This window comes from Gemmobacter nanjingensis (assembly GCF_014652195.1).
Taxonomy (GTDB): domain Bacteria; phylum Pseudomonadota; class Alphaproteobacteria; order Rhodobacterales; family Rhodobacteraceae; genus Gemmobacter; species Gemmobacter caeni.
The window spans coordinates 96,799-110,658 of sequence record NZ_BMYI01000006.1; the positions used below are offsets into that span (position 1 = coordinate 96,799).

Annotated in this window: 13 protein-coding genes and 1 tRNA gene; 5 read left to right on the plus strand and 9 right to left on the minus strand. The window is 64.9% G+C overall.

Annotation, left to right across the window (positions count from 1 at the left end):
- Positions 1-65: 65 nt before the first annotated feature.
- Both cobT and cobS read right to left on the minus strand, forming a co-directional pair.
- Entirely contained in the window at positions 66-1,937 is a 1,872-nt protein-coding gene (gene cobT / locus IE126_RS11845) for a cobaltochelatase subunit CobT (protein ID WP_189381095.1), read from the minus strand.
- A 200-nt stretch (positions 1,938-2,137) separates the two neighbouring features.
- Positions 2,138-3,124, minus strand: coding sequence for a cobaltochelatase subunit CobS (cobS, locus tag IE126_RS11850; protein ID WP_054303193.1), 987 nt, complete (start codon positions 3,122-3,124; stop codon positions 2,138-2,140).
- Between the two features lie 217 nt (positions 3,125-3,341).
- Here cobS and msrB point away from each other — a divergent pair, with 217 nt between their 5' ends.
- Genes msrB through IE126_RS11865 form a run of 3 tightly spaced genes read left to right on the plus strand, consistent with a single transcriptional unit; the run spans position 3,342 to position 6,387 of the window.
- Complete coding sequence (msrB, locus tag IE126_RS11855; RefSeq protein ID WP_189381096.1) at positions 3,342-3,833, plus strand: peptide-methionine (R)-S-oxide reductase MsrB; 492 nt, start codon at positions 3,342-3,344, stop codon at positions 3,831-3,833.
- Between the two features lie 56 nt (positions 3,834-3,889).
- Complete coding sequence (locus IE126_RS11860) at positions 3,890-4,693, plus strand: class I SAM-dependent methyltransferase (RefSeq protein WP_189381097.1); 804 nt, start codon at positions 3,890-3,892, stop codon at positions 4,691-4,693.
- On the plus strand, positions 4,690-6,387 hold the full coding sequence (locus IE126_RS11865) for a glycosyltransferase family 4 protein (RefSeq protein WP_189381098.1): 1,698 nt from the start codon (positions 4,690-4,692) through the stop codon (positions 6,385-6,387). The genes IE126_RS11860 and IE126_RS11865 overlap by 4 nt, the downstream gene beginning before the upstream one ends.
- Here the strand turns inward: IE126_RS11865 and IE126_RS11870 are convergent.
- On the minus strand, positions 6,372-7,001 hold the full coding sequence (locus tag IE126_RS11870; protein WP_054303183.1) for a J domain-containing protein: 630 nt from the start codon (positions 6,999-7,001) through the stop codon (positions 6,372-6,374). The genes IE126_RS11865 and IE126_RS11870 overlap by 16 nt on opposite strands.
- A gap of 87 nt (positions 7,002-7,088) precedes the next feature.
- On the opposite strand from IE126_RS11870, the gene IE126_RS11875 reads away from it, so the two are divergent.
- The gene (locus tag IE126_RS11875) at positions 7,089-7,340 is read left to right on the plus strand and encodes a BolA family protein (RefSeq protein ID WP_054303182.1); all 252 of its coding nucleotides are present in this window, start codon (positions 7,089-7,091) and stop codon (positions 7,338-7,340) included.
- A 3-nt stretch (positions 7,341-7,343) separates the two neighbouring features.
- On the opposite strand, the gene IE126_RS11880 is transcribed toward IE126_RS11875, so the two are convergent.
- Complete coding sequence (locus IE126_RS11880; RefSeq protein ID WP_054303181.1) at positions 7,344-7,763, minus strand: SufE family protein; 420 nt, start codon at positions 7,761-7,763, stop codon at positions 7,344-7,346.
- Positions 7,764-7,902: 139 nt separating this feature from the next.
- Between IE126_RS11880 and IE126_RS11885 the strand changes: the two genes are divergently transcribed.
- Complete coding sequence (locus IE126_RS11885; protein WP_054303180.1) at positions 7,903-8,358, plus strand: hypothetical protein; 456 nt, start codon at positions 7,903-7,905, stop codon at positions 8,356-8,358.
- A gap of 60 nt (positions 8,359-8,418) precedes the next feature.
- Here IE126_RS11885 and IE126_RS11890 read toward each other — a convergent pair whose 3' ends face one another.
- The 5 genes from IE126_RS11890 to IE126_RS11910 all read right to left on the minus strand — a co-directional run bounded on the left by IE126_RS11890 (position 8,419) and on the right by IE126_RS11910 (position 13,770).
- The gene (locus IE126_RS11890) at positions 8,419-8,895 is read right to left on the minus strand and encodes a gluconokinase (protein ID WP_229825432.1); all 477 of its coding nucleotides are present in this window, start codon (positions 8,893-8,895) and stop codon (positions 8,419-8,421) included.
- A 5-nt stretch (positions 8,896-8,900) separates the two neighbouring features.
- Positions 8,901-10,061: a ribonuclease D gene (rnd, locus tag IE126_RS11895; RefSeq protein ID WP_108130244.1), complete on the minus strand. Its 1,161-nt coding sequence runs from the start codon at positions 10,059-10,061 to the stop codon at positions 8,901-8,903.
- A gap of 137 nt (positions 10,062-10,198) precedes the next feature.
- Positions 10,199-11,311 (minus strand): NADH:flavin oxidoreductase, encoded by a 1,113-nt coding sequence (locus tag IE126_RS11900; protein WP_108130245.1) that lies wholly within the window; start codon positions 11,309-11,311, stop codon positions 10,199-10,201.
- Positions 11,312-11,446: 135 nt separating this feature from the next.
- Positions 11,447-11,522, minus strand: a tRNA-Ala gene (locus IE126_RS11905).
- Positions 11,523-11,634: 112 nt separating this feature from the next.
- Complete coding sequence (locus IE126_RS11910; protein WP_189381099.1) at positions 11,635-13,770, minus strand: calcium-binding protein; 2,136 nt, start codon at positions 13,768-13,770, stop codon at positions 11,635-11,637.
- Positions 13,771-13,860: the final 90 nt, after the last annotated feature.

The following is a 13,860-nucleotide window of genomic DNA, read 5'->3' on the forward strand; positions in this document are numbered from 1 at the left end:
CAAATATCCTCGGGGTGAATGCGCCCGGCACGGGCGCAAAGGAGGCGAGCCCCCGCACCGCCCCGTCAGCCGACCTTGCGCATCCCCAGAACCCGCGCCCGCTTGCGCGGGTCGGTGTCAAACAACCCGGCCAGCTGTTCGGTCATCGCGCCGGCAAGCTGTTCCACATCGGTGATCGTGACCGCGCGCTGGTAATAGCGCGTCACGTCATGGCCGATGCCGATGGCGATCAGCTCCACCTGTTTGCGCTTTTCCACCATGGCGATCACATCGCGCAGATGCTTTTCAAGGAAGCTGGCAGGGTTCACCGACAGGGTGGAATCATCCACCGGCGCGCCGTCCGAGATCACCATGAGGATTTTGCGCGCTTCGGGCCGCGAGGCCATGCGACGGTGCGCCCATTCCAGCGCCTCGCCGTCAATGTTCTCCTTCAGAAGCCCCTCTTTCATCATCAGCCCCAGATTGGGCCGCGCCCGACGCCAGGGGGCATCGGCAGATTTATAGATGATATGGCGCAGGTCGTTCAGACGACCCGGCTGTTGCGGACGTCCCGCCGCCAGCCATTTCTCCCGGCTCTGCCCGCCCTTCCAGGCTCGCGTGGTGAAGCCGAGGATTTCCACCTTCACCCCGCAGCGTTCCAGCGTGCGGGCCAGAACATCGGCGCAGATCGCGGCAATCGAGATCGGCCGTCCGCGCATCGAGCCGGAATTGTCCAGAAGCAGCGTCACGCAGGTATCGCGGAACTCGGTATCCTTTTCCTGCTTGAACGACAGCGGCGTGGTGGGGTTCGCCACCACCCGCGCCAGACGGCCTGCGTCCAGCGTGCCTTCCTCCAGATCGAACAGCCACGAACGGTTCTGCTGCGCCTGAAGCCGGCGTTGAAGCTTGTTGGCCAGTCGGCTGACCGCGCCTTTCAGCGGTTCAAGCTGCTGGTCCAGATAGGCGCGCAGGCGTTCCAGCTCAGCCGCCTCGGCCAGATCCTCGGCGCGGATTTCCTCGTCGAATTCCTGGGTGTAGACAGTGTAATTCGGGTCGGCATCGGAATAGGGCGCCGGCGGCGGCGGTTCCTGCGGCGCCTCGCCCTCGGGCAGTTCGGCTTCTTCCGATTGCTCCATGTCCGCATTGTCATCCATCGACACTTGGGCCTGGCTCTGGTCCTGGCTGTCCTCCTGGCTGCGCTCGGGTTCGGCCTCGGCCTCCTCCTCCTGACTGTCCTCGCCGGTGCTTTCGGCGTTGTCCTCGTCCTCCTGCGCCTCGTCCTGCGCTTCGTCATCCATGTCGTCGGCGTCCGGGTCGTCGCCCAGCTGGTCGCCATAGCCAAGGTCCGAGATCACCTGGCGCGCAAGGCGCGCGAAGGCCGACTGATCGGCCAGCGCCTCGTCCAGATTGTCCAGCGCGCCTCTGGCCTGCTGTTCGATGAACCTGCGCCAGAGGTTCATCACATTCGCCGCGGCGGCGGGCAGCGGCTGGCCGGTTGCCAGATGCCGCACCAGATAGCCCGCTGCGACAGACAGCGGCGCGTCGGCGGCCTGTGTGATCTGGCCATAACCCTTGCGCTCGGCCTCGTGGCCAAGCTTGTGGGCAATGTTTACCGCCGTGCCGGGCATGGCACGCGCGCCCAGCGCTTCGGCCCGCGCAGTTTCCATCGCCTCGTAGATCTCGCGCGCGATGCCGCCGGGCGGGGCGTATTTCGCGGCCACCCCCTCATCATGGTGACGGCGGCGCAGCGCCAGCGCATCGGCAGTGCCGCGCGCCATCATCACCTCGTCGCGCGTCATGCGACGGCTGACCTGCGGCAGGCGCATGCCATCTTTGGTCATGCCCGAAGGATCGACGGAATAGCTGACCGTCATCTCCGGATCGTCGGCCATGGTCTTGGTGGCCTCAGCCAGAGCCTTCTTGAACGGATCGGCGGGGTTGTCAGCGGGTTTGGTCATGTCGCGCGCGCGCTCCGGGTCGGATGTTGCCCCCAAAGACGGGGGGCTGTCTGCCCCCCGCGCTTCCCTTCGGGAAGCTCCCCCCGAGGATATTTCCGGACAGAAAATCGGTGAGCCACCGCCTCATTTTCTGTCCGGAAATATCCTCAGGGGGGTGAGGCCGCAGGCCGAGGGGGGCGCGAGCGCCCCCCTGCGACGGTTCACTTCATCGCCATCGAGGCGGCGCTTTCCGGCAGTTCCTCGCCGAAGCAACGCTGGTAGAACTCGGCAACGGTCTGGCGCTCCAGCTCGTCACACTTGTTCAGGAATGACAGACGGAAGGCATAGCCGACATTGTGGAAGATGCGGGCGTTTTCGGCCCAGTTCAGCACGGTGCGCGGCGACATGACGGTGGAAAGATCGCCATTCATGAAGGCGGTCCGGGTCAGGTCGGCCACCGTCACCATCTGGCTGATAGTCTTGCGGCCCTTCTCGGTGTTGTAATGCGCATTCTTGGCCAGCACGATCGCCGCCTCGGCATCATGACTGAGGTAGTTCAGCGTGGCCACGAGGCTCCAGCGGTCCATCTGCGCCTGGTTGATCTGCTGCACACCATGGTAAAGCCCGGTCGTATCGCCCAGACCCACGGTATTCGCGGTGGCGAACAGGCGGAAGGACGGGTGCGGGGTGATGATCTCGTTCTGATCGAGCAGGGTCAGCTTGCCGTCATGTTCCAGCACGCGCTGAATGACGAACATCACATCCGCCCGGCCCGCATCATATTCGTCGAAAACGATGGCGACGGGATTGCGCAAGGCCCAGGGCAGGATGCCCTCGTGGAATTCGGTCACCTGTTTGCCGTCGCGCAGCTTGATCGCATCCTTGCCGATCAGGTCGATCCGGCTGATGTGGCTGTCGAGGTTCACGCGCACGCAGGGCCAGTTCAGCCGCGCCGCCACCTGTTCGATATGGGTCGATTTCCCGGTGCCGTGATAACCTTGAATCATCACGCGGCGGTTGTAGGCAAAGCCCGCGAGGATCGCCAGCGTCGTGTCAGGGTCGAATTTATAGGTCGGGTCAATCTCGGGCACGCGGTCGGAGCGCTCGGCAAAGCCCTTGACCTTCATGTCGGTGTCGATCCCGAAGACATCCCGCACAGAGATTTCTTCGGTGGGTTTCGCAACTTGATCCAGCATTCCGTCCGCCATCGCATCAGGCACCCCGGGCGCGGGGTGCGGGTTCGTATCCGTGGTTTTGTGGAACATATCGCCCCCCGCTGCAAGGGCAAGGCTTGTCCCCGACACAATCGGCTGCATCGGCGGCGCGACAGGGTGGCGCTTTTGGCCGCCCTGGTCGCATTTGCGTGAAGTGTGAAACATCCGGCCTGCTGCCTGCGTATGGTCATACAGGACCATGGAGGACATCATGCACCGCAGAACCCTTCTTGGCAGCGCGCTGGCGCTGCTCGCCACACGCCCGGCATTGGCCACGGGCGAATTTCCCTTCACGCTTTCCGATGCGGAATGGCGCGCGCGACTGTCGCCGCTGGCCTATGACGTGCTGCGTCACGAGGCGACCGAGCGTGCCTTCACCTCGCCCCTGAATGACGAGAAGCGCCGCGGCACCTTTCATTGCGCGGGCTGCGACCAGGGGCTTTATGCATCGAGTACGAAGTTCGACAGCGGCACCGGCTGGCCCTCGTTCACTGCCGCGCTGCCGGGCGCGGTGGGCAACCGCGAAGACAGCCGGTTCTTTATGCGGCGGATCGAAGAACATTGCGCCAATTGCGGCGGGCATCTGGGCCATGTGTTCGACGACGGCCCGCCGCCCACCGGCAAACGGCACTGCATCAATGGCGCGGCTTTGCGCTTCCAGCCCGCGCAAGGCCCAGAAAACGCTGGCCCGGCGGGCGGGTGACGGCTAACCTTGGCCCGAAAGGCGGCAAAAGCCCGCCTGAGTGGCGAGGTTCGGGCATGTCTTCCCGGAACGACGATCTGGTGCGCCGCGTGGCGACCGAAGTACAGCGGCTTGCTGGCCCTGACGCCGGAGACCGCGAGTTGAACCAGGCGCTACGGCTGCTCGCGAAATGGCGGGCGGGCTGGCTGGAGGGCGCGCTTGCACGCCGCCTGCCGCAGCAGATTCCCGCAGGCCCTTTTGCGGGTATGACCTACACGGTCCGCGCCTCCGAAGGGGCACGTCTCGCGCGGTTGCTGGGTGTTTACGAAGCCGGGCTGGCTCCGGTGATCGAAGAGATCGTGGCCCGGCGATATGGTCTGGTGGTCGATATCGGTGCGGCGGAGGGTTATTACGCCGTCGGGCTGGCCCGGTGCCTGCCCGACGCCCGGATCCTCGCCCATGACGGCGATCCGCGCGCAAGGGCCCTTTGCGCCGAGCTTGCGACCCTGAACGGCGTGTCAGACCGCGTGAAGATCGGCGGCGTCCTGACCCATGACGATCTGTGCCACCTCCCTGCGGGCGATTGCGTGATCATCTGCGATATAGAGGGCGCCGAAGCCGAGTTGCTGGACCCCGAGTCGGCCCCTGCCCTGCGCGGCGCTGATCTGCTGGTCGAGGTGCACGAAGGCATGAAGCCCGGCACGCTTGACCTGCTGCACCGCCGGTTCAGCGTCAGCCATGAGATCCGGCAGATCGGGCGCCATCTGGCTGATGACGCTCTGCCGGACTGGGCGGAGCGGCTGTCAGATATGGACAGGCTGATTCTGCTGTGGGAATGGCGGTCTTCGCCGACGCCCTGGCTGTGGATGACCCGCCGATGACCGATCTTGCGCCCAATGCGGCAATCTATTTTGCCGCCGACGGCTATGACCCCGGCGCCAAGGGCATCAATGGCCGTCGGGTGGCGGGGGAAAGCTTCATTCGGGGCTTTTTCCGCCATGCGGATGCACCCGCACTGATGTCGTTTACGCCGAAGCCCGCCGATCAGGCGCTGTTCACCCGGCTCGCGGGTGAGGAACGGCCCGGCATGACGGTTCAGCACCTGCCCCTGCGCAGCCCGCAGCGCCTGGCCGAGCCAGGGACACTGTTCTTTCCCAGCCCCAATTTCGCTGGCGAATGCTGGCGCCGTGCGCCGCATGGGGATGCAAGCTGGTCGATCTGTGGCATCACCCATACCATATCTACCCGGGGCGTGATGCAGGGCTTTTTCGATCTGCGCATGGCGCCGCAGATGGAATGGGATGCGGTCATCTGCACCTCCCGCGCCGTGCAGTCGGCGGTTCTCACGCAGATGGACATGATCGACACCCATGCGAAGGCACGGTTCATGGCCAACCCGCCGCCCCGCCCGCAGCTTCCCGTCATCCCGCTGGGGATCGACTGTGGCGCCTTTGCCCCGGATGCGGCCGCCGGCGCCGCGTTGCGTGCGCGGCTTGGCGCGGGTGCGGCGGATACGGTGTTCACCTGCATCGCCCGCCTGACCCCTTATGAGAAGTTCGACCCCCTGCCGCTCTATATTGCGCTGGCCGAGGCGCAGCGTCGGCTGGGCCCCCGGCAGAAGCTGCATCTGGCGCTGTGCGGGATCTTCCGCGATGCGTTTTCCCGCAAGGTGTTCGAAGAAGGGGCCGCGCGGTTGATGCCCGATGTGGGCTTTCTGGTGCTTGACGGGGCCGATGCGGCTGAACGGCGCGCGGCACTGTCCGGTGCCGATGTCTTCACCTTCCCGATCGACAATATCCAGGAAACCTTCGGCCTTGCCCCGATCGAGGCGATGGCGGCAGGCCTGCCGGTTCTAGTGTCGGACTGGGACGGCATGCGCGATACGGTGACGCCCGATGTGGGCATCCGTGTTCCGACCCGGACGCTGGGGCCAGGCCATGCGATATCCGAGGCGCTGCGCCATTTCGGTGGCGCCGACACCTATCCGCAATATTGCGCACTGACCTCGCAGATGACGGCAATCGACATCCGTGCACTTGTCGAGGCGATCCTGTCGCTCGCAGGTAACCCCGATCTGCGCCGCAGGCTGGGAGCCGCCGGACAGGCCCGCGCCGCAGCGCTGTACGACTGGCGGGTGATCGTGCCGCAGATGCAGGCTTTGTGGGGCGAGCTTGCCGCGCGCAGGGGCGCCGCCACAGCTCCGGCCCTCCCGCCTGCCGGGCGACTTGCCGTAGCCCCCTCGCCCTTCGCCTATTTCGCCAGCTATCCAAGTGCCGCAGGCGGGTTTGCCGGCGTGCGTTTCGCCAGCGCGACGCCACAACCGCCGCTGCCGGTGGCCGAAATGCTGGTGCTGCGCAACTATACCGGCATGGGCCGCTCCACTGAACGGCCCGAAGCCTTCGCCGCCATGGCCGAGGCCATCGCGGCAGCAGGTGCCCCCGGCATCAGCCGCGACGATCTGGCCAGCGCGCATAAGTACAACCCGCTGACGGTGGATCGTCTGCTGATCTGGCTGCTGAAATACGGCTATATCCGGCGCCTGCCCGCCGTAACGCCCGTTCAGTCGCGGAAATAGCGGCTTTCGCGGATCTGCTCCCACGCCCAGACGACTTCTTGCAGACGCGATTCGTCATCGCGGTTGCCGCCATTCATGTCCGGGTGAAGATCCTTGACGAGGCTCTTGTATTGCTTGCGGATTTCCGTGCGCGTCCAGGTGTCGCGCGCATCAAGGATCTCCAGTGCCTTGCGTTCGGTCGAAGGCAGCTTGCGCGTCACGGCAGATTGCACCTTGCCGGGGTTCTGCGTGCCCTTCTCGCCCAGGATCGCCATGGGGTCATTGACCCCCAGCCGAGCCCAGGCCCGGCCATCATCCTTCTGGCTGAAGGGTTTGGTTTCCCGCTCCCATACGCGCGCCTTGTCGAGGAACTTCTGAAACTCCTCGTCCGAGGTGCCGTTGAAGAAGTTCCACTTCAGATTGTATTCCCGAACGTGATCCTTGCAGAACCAGAAGAACTCGTCCAGCAGGTCCGGCGATTTCGGCGCGCGATAAAGACCTGCCTCCTGACAGCCCGGATATTCGCAGTTCTTCTGCGACGTCTCAAACGCCCCCGACATGCCCCGGCGGCCCGTCTTGCGGCGCTTCTTGTCCGAGGAAACGCGGATGTCGAATTCGAACGGGGGTTTCTGCATTACACGGCCTTTCCGACACTGCCTTTCCGACTCGGAGGCGAGAGTTTAGATGTTTACGCGCCGGATTGAAGGGGGAGCGCGCTGAAAATGTCTGTCCGTAACGAAATCGAGGAAAGGCTGACCGCTGCCTTTGCGCCGGAAGTTCTGGAAATTCAGGATGATAGTGAGAAACATCGCGGTCATGGCGGCTGGCGTGAAGGCGGCGAGACCCATTTCAACGTGACCATCCGCGCACCTGCGCTGGCGGCCCTGGGCCGGGTCGAGCGTCATCGTGCGGTCCATCGCGCGCTTGGCGATCTGACCACCCGCATTCACGCGCTGGCGCTGGATATCGGCTGAGCCTCAGGCGGTGGCGGCGGTCTTGCGGATACGCTCGACCATCGCCCGCACACCATTCGACCGCTGCGACGACAGATGCTCGTTCAGGCCCAGCCGCGCCAGTTCGGCAGGCGCATCAACCTGGCCGACCTCCGCCGCAGTCAGCCCGGCATAAAGCGCGTGCAGCACCGCGATCAGCCCGCGCACGATCATCGCATCCGACGTGCCCTGAAAATCGAACCGCGCCGAAGGGCCCTTCCCTTCGACCATCGGGCGCAGCCAGACCTGGCTGGCGCAACCATCCACCTTGAAGGCAGGCACCTGAAAGGCCGCGTCCAGATCAGGGAAAGCCTTGCCCAGTTCGATCACATGGCGATAGCGGTCCTCCCAGTCGTCAAGGAATTCGAAGGTTTCCACGATCTCTTCAAAGGCGGGGGTGGCCATGGTGTGCTCCTTACCGTATCGGGCCACAGCTAGGCCGAAGCGCGCGAAAGGTCCAGAGGAGTGCTTTTCAAAAGCCCGCGCTTGGGTTAGCCAAGGGTCAGGCCGGATCAGGCGCCAGACGGGCGCGAAAGGGGATGGGATGAGAAAACCGCTGCTTGCCGCGCTGGCGCTGGTGATGTTCGTTTCCGCCTGCGGGGCGGTGCGCGAGTCGCGCCTCAACCCGTTCAACTGGTTCAAGCGCAGCGAAACGGTGGCGGTCGATCCGGTGACGCAGAAGCCGGAAGACCCGCGCCCGCTGGCCCAGCAGATCATCGACCTGAAGGTCGAACCCGCTCCCGGCGGTGCGATCATCCGCGCCACAGCCCTGCCCCCGACGCAAGGCTGGTGGGATGCAGAGCTGGTGAAGCGCGGCGACGACCAGAACGGTGCCCGCATCTATGACTTCCGCATGTCTGCCCCCAAGACGCAGGCCGGCGTCTCGACCCCACGCTCGCGCCAGATCACTGCCGCGGTGTTCCTGACGACCCGGCAATTGCAGGAGATCACGTCGATCACCGTGCAGGCCGCGACCAACGGCATGACCAGCCGCCGCTGACATCCGCACCGCGGCAGCCGCTTTGACGGGGGCTCGATGCCCCCGGCGAAGCGCCCCCGTTCAGAGCTTCAGCCAGTTCCGCGCCTCGGCCACCATCTGCCCGACGGGACGGAACGCCCGCAGCGCCAGTGCCCCTTCCTCCGCACCCGGCGGCTCCAGCGTGGCGCACTGGCTTGCCAGCAGCGCAGGCGGCATGAAATGTCCCTGCCGCGCTTGCAGATGCCCGGAAATCTCGGCCTCCGACGCCGCCAGATGGATCACCCGCAGGTCAGGAGCAAAATCCCGCAGCCGGTTCCGATAGGCCCGGCGCAGGGCCGAACAGGCCAGAACACCACCCGGTTCCAATGCCACGCCACAGGCCTCAAGCCATGGCCAGCGGTCGTCATCCGACAGCGGCTCGCCCCGCGCCATTTTCGCAATATTCGCCTCAGGGTGCAGGTCATCCGCATCGCGGAACACCAGACCCGTCGCCGTGGCCAGCGCCGCCCCGAAGCGGCTTTTGCCGCATCCGGAAACGCCCATGACGAGAATACGCACGGGCGTCACCCCAGCCGCACCACCCGGACCTCGTTGCCGCGTGCGGTCAGGGCAATTTCGCCCTTGCAAAGCCGCAGCGCATCCTCGCCGAAGGCTTCCATCCGCCAGCCCTTCAGCGCGGGCAGGTCGCGTTCGCCCGCGGCGATGGCATCCAGATCGGCGGCAGAGGCGATCAGCTTGGCCGCGACGCCAAGGCTTTCCGACTTCGCTTTCAGCAGCACACGCAGCAGATCTGCCAGCGCCGGATTGACCTGCAACTGTTCGCGCGCAAGATCAGGCTTCGGCATATCCTCGGGCTTCATCTCCAGCCCGGCTTTCACCGCCGCGATGATTCCGTCGGCGATGTCGCCCCGCCGCCCCTCGCGCAGCAGAAGGCGCGAGCGGCCCAGCTCCTCATGCGTCTGCGGCCGGGTCGAGGCCAGTTCCAGCAGCGCATCGTCCTTCATCACCCGTGAACGCGGCACATTGTTCGTTTGCGCATAACTTTCGCGGAACTCGGCCAGCGCCTTCACCAGCGCCAGGAACCGCCCCGAGGTGGTGCGAGTCTTGACCCGCTGCCAGGCTTCGGCCGGGCGGATCGTGTAGGTTTCGGGGTCGGTGAGCATGCCCAGCTCTTCCGCAACCCAGCGTTCACGCGCCGATTTGGCGATCTGCCGCGCGAGGCTTTCATACACCACACGCAGATGCGTCACATCGGCCAGCGCATATTCCTTCTGCGCCGCGCTCAGCGGGCGGCGCGACCAGTCGGTGAAGCGCGATGTCTTGTCGAGACTCGCCTTGGCGATCTTCTTCACCAGCGTCTCGTAGCCCACCTGTTCGCCATAGCCGCAGACCATGGCGGCGACCTGGGTGTCGAACAGCGGCACGGGGAAGACCCCGCCCTCGACGAAGAAGATTTCCAGATCCTGCCGTGCGGCGTGGAACACCTTGACCGTCGCCTCATGGCGGAACAGGTCATACAGCGGCTCCAGCGACATGCCCTCACCCTCAATCGGGTCAACCAGCACCGCTTCGCCATCGGCGCCCGGCAGGGCCATCTGGATCAGGCAGAGTTTCGACCAGTAGGTGCGTTCGCGCAGGAACTCAGTGTCGATGGTCACATAAGGGTGTGCCTTGGCTGCCGCACAGAATTCGGCAAGCTCCTCGGTCGTCGTAATGGTGCGCATGGGCGTCTTTCGTCTGGCTCACGGGGGTGTCCCGCCCTTCCGCTATAGGCACCTGATACCGCGATGTGAACCTTTTTCCACAAATGTGGGGCGGAAAGCCACGGGAAGCTGCCCCCGTGGCTTTCCGGACAGGCAGATCAGACCAGTTCAGCCAGATCGCGGGCGTCGAAGCCGCGCAGCGCGGCGGTGTCACCCGCCTCCACATGACGCACCCAGTCGGGGTCGGAAATCAGCGCGCGGCCCACGGCGATCAGGTCGAACTCGTCGCGCGCCATGCGATCCATCAGCTGACCCAGCGGCGCGGCCCCGGCGCCTTCGCCCCGGAAGGCGGCAAGGAATTCGGCCCCGCCAAGCCCCACCGACCCCACGCTGATCGTCGGCGCGCCCGTCAGCTTCTTGGCCCAGCCTGCGAAATTCAGCCCGGTGTCCCCGTCGATTTCCGGGAATTCTGCGTCCCAGAACCGGCGCTGCGAGCAATGCAGAACGTCCGCCCCGGCCTCGACCAGCGGGCCAAGCCAGGCTTCCATTTCCTGCGGAGAGGCGGCGAGTTTCACGCCGTAATCCTGCTGTTTCCACTGGCTGACGCGCAGCAGCACCGGGAAATCGGGACCGACGGCGGCACGGACAGCCTTCAGCACCTCCACAGCGAAGCGGCTGCGTTCCGGCAGGGTTGCGCCGCCCCAGCGGTCGTCGCGCAGGTTGGTGCCCTGCCAGAAGAACTGGTCGATCAGATAGCCATGCGCACCATGCACCTCGACCAGATCCATGCCGATCCGCTTGGCATCCGCCGCCGCACGGGCAAAGGCCGCGATGGTATCGGCAATATCTTCCTCGGTCATCGCGCGGCCGCGCGGCTTGTCGGGCGCCAGCAGACCCGAAGGGCTCTCGACCTCGGCTTCGGGCTTCCACGCCCCGCCCTTGGTCGAGCCGGTATGCCAGATCTGCGGCCCGATCTTCGCGCCCGCGCCATGCACCGCTTCGGCGACGCCGCGCCAGCCTTGCAGCGCCTTGTCCCCGTGGAAGAACGGAATGTTCGGCAGATTGCGCGAGGCCGGACGGTCGATCACCGTACCCTCGCTGAGGATCAGCCCCACGCCCCCCGCCGCCCGGCGGCGATAGTATTCGGCATTGGCCCCGCCGGGCACACCTTCGGGGGCCATGTCACGCGTCATCGGCGCCATGACGATGCGGTTCCTGAGCTCAAGCCCCTTCAGGCGGAAAGGACGGAAAAGCGGCTCTGTCGCGGTCATCTCGCGGACTCCATATCGTTGAGCAGCGGATGTATGTGCGCTAACAGCACTTTCAAGCCGCACTGCAGCATGACCTGACTGCGCGCAGATGCACAGATGGCTGCGCCGGTACAGATTATCTTTCAGGGGAAGGTCTGGTGGAGCAGAGGGGGATCGAACCCCTGACCTCGTCATTGCGAACGACGCGCTCTCCCAACTGAGCTACTGCCCCTCGACCTGAGGGCTATCTGGCTGATGATGCGCGGAATGTCAAGCGGACAGGCTGCGTTTTTCATGGGGCCATATGGGACCGCGCCGCTTTGACGCGGCCCCATGCGAAGGGCTCAGCCGAACAGGAAATCGGCGCTGCCGATTTTGCCCGCAGCCACATCCTCCAGCAGGATCGTAGTGCCGCTGTCCAGCGTGATGCGGGTATCCGCGCCGTCATTCACCGCCTCGATGGTCACATCCGCCATGCTGCCCCCCGACAGGACGATTCGGTCCACCCGGTCGGTGAAATCGCGGATCACATCGTCGCCCTCATCGGCCAGCCGGTCATAGACAAAGTGATCCGCCCCGCCGCCGCCCGAAAGGTCATCATTGCCCAGCCCGCCCGAGATCGTGTCGCGGCCGCTCGCCGTCTGGATGATGTCGTTGCCGCCCGACAGATCGTAGAAGGCGAATTTCTCGATGCCGGTAAAGTTGACATCATTACCGCCCATGCCGTTGAACTGCCCGCTCCAGCCGCCACCCTCTGTCGCGGTCAGGTTGCGCAGCCAGACATCATTGGTTGCAATTGCATAGGTGAGGATCAGCGTATCCACCCCTGCCCCGCCATTGACCTGATCGGTGCCTCCGGCATGCAGGGCGATCACATCACTGCCCCGCCCCGTGTCGATGACGTCACCCATTGCACCGGTGTCATGGCCGGTCACGCGGTCATTGCCACGGCCTGTTTGCAGGTTCATCCCCTCGAAGCCCTGCACCTTGCCCGAGACCAGGTATGTGGAGACCTTGTTGAGGTCGATGCGGATGGCCTTGCTGGCGGTATGCAGATCGGCGGTCCAGAAATCGGTCCCGTCACCGCCATTCGCCTGATCCCGCCCACGCCCGACATCGACCAGATCGTTGCCTGCCCCGGCCAGCACCGTATCGTTGCCCTTGCCGAAGACCAGAATGTCATCGCCCCCCACGCGATCCTCGTAGCGGAAACGCTCGATCCCGGTGAAGAACAGGTCATTGCCGCCGAGACCGTTCAGACGGCCACTGTAGCCGTCCCGTCCGGCGGTCAGCCCCTCCAGCCAGACACCACCCCCGAACTCCTCCACCGTATAGCGCAGGAGATCGGCGCCGGTTCCGCCATTGGCCTGATCCGTTCCGCCATCCCAGAAGGTCAGCGTATCATTGCCCGCGCCCGAACTCAGGACATCGCTCATGTTCGCGGTCCGGTGCACGGTCAGCGCGTCATTGCCCGCGCCGGTTTCAAGATCCATCCCCTCGATCCCCTTGACCCAACCGCTGCCAAGGGTTTTCGAGGTGCCGTTCAGGTTGACCTTCAGCGCCGCTGTTGCGTCGCCCAGTCGGCCCTGCCAGAAATCAAGCCCGCCGGCCCCGCCATCAATCCGGTCCTGCCCGCCGCCGCCCATCAGCGTGTCGTCACCCGCACGGCCCAGCAGCGTGTCATTGCCGTCGCCGGTATGGATGCTGTCATTGCCACCCGAGCGATCCTCGAAGCGGAAACGCTCGATGCCGGTGAAGATCAGGTCATTGCCCCCCATGCCGTTGAAGGTGCCACTGTAACCGCCGCCCTCGTCCGCTGTCAGATTGTTCAGCCAGACGTCATTCGTGGGCTGGGCATAGATCACCTCCAGCACATCACTGCCCGCGCCGCCGAACACCTGATCCGTGGCGCCCATGTAGATGCGGATACGGTCATTACCCGCCCCGGTGGAGACGACATCATAGCCCACACCGCTGGCATGGTTGGTGATGACGTCGTTGCCCGCGCCGGTCGTCAGGTCCAGCGCCTCGACATTGCGCACCTCAGCCCCGTCGGCGAAGGAAGAGACCACGTTGATGTTCACGGTCACATTGCCGCTGAACCAGCTGACATTGGCCTGCCAGCGGTCGGTGCCCGCGCCACCATCGACGGTATCGCGCCCGCCATTGCCATAAAGGCTGTCATTGCCCGCGCCGCCGATCAGATTGTCATCACCGTCTCCCGTGACGATGGAATCATTTCCCCCGGCCCGGTCGATGAAGGTGAAATGGCCGAAGCCCGCGAAGAAGGCGTCATTGCCCCCCATCCCGTCGAACTTGCCCTCGTAGCCCGATGCGGGATGTTCAGCCCCCGAGCCCGCCGGGCTCAGGGTATTGAGCCAGACATCATTTGTCTCGGCATCATAGATATAGGTCAGCCGGTCGTTCACCCCGCCGGTCACAAGATCGGCCGCCCTGTTGGTAATCGTGACATCTGCCATAGCAACCTCCCATCAAATCCGAATATGATTATATTTCTGATTCGAGGGGGCCGCCTTGGCCTGCATCAAATCGGCCCACATGCCGACGGC

Bases quoted from the DNA above. Each gene is read 5' to 3' on its own strand.
- cobT (WP_189381095.1), bottom strand. From the start codon at position 1,937: ATGACCAAACCCGCTGACAACCCCGCCGATCCGTTCAAGAAGGCTCTG.
- cobS (WP_054303193.1), bottom strand. From the start codon at position 3,124: ATGGCGGACGGAATGCTGGATCAAGTTGCGAAACCCACCGAAGAAATC.
- msrB (WP_189381096.1), top strand. From the start codon at position 3,342: ATGCACCGCAGAACCCTTCTTGGCAGCGCGCTGGCGCTGCTCGCCACA.
- IE126_RS11860 (WP_189381097.1), top strand. From the start codon at position 3,890: ATGTCTTCCCGGAACGACGATCTGGTGCGCCGCGTGGCGACCGAAGTA.
- IE126_RS11865 (WP_189381098.1), top strand. From the start codon at position 4,690: ATGACCGATCTTGCGCCCAATGCGGCAATCTATTTTGCCGCCGACGGC.
- IE126_RS11870 (WP_054303183.1), bottom strand. From the start codon at position 7,001: ATGCAGAAACCCCCGTTCGAATTCGACATCCGCGTTTCCTCGGACAAG.
- IE126_RS11875 (WP_054303182.1), top strand. From the start codon at position 7,089: ATGTCTGTCCGTAACGAAATCGAGGAAAGGCTGACCGCTGCCTTTGCG.
- IE126_RS11880 (WP_054303181.1), bottom strand. From the start codon at position 7,763: ATGGCCACCCCCGCCTTTGAAGAGATCGTGGAAACCTTCGAATTCCTT.
- IE126_RS11885 (WP_054303180.1), top strand. From the start codon at position 7,903: ATGAGAAAACCGCTGCTTGCCGCGCTGGCGCTGGTGATGTTCGTTTCC.
- rnd (WP_108130244.1), bottom strand. From the start codon at position 10,061: ATGCGCACCATTACGACGACCGAGGAGCTTGCCGAATTCTGTGCGGCA.
- IE126_RS11900 (WP_108130245.1), bottom strand. From the start codon at position 11,311: ATGACCGCGACAGAGCCGCTTTTCCGTCCTTTCCGCCTGAAGGGGCTT.
- IE126_RS11910 (WP_189381099.1), bottom strand. From the start codon at position 13,770: ATGGCAGATGTCACGATTACCAACAGGGCGGCCGATCTTGTGACCGGC.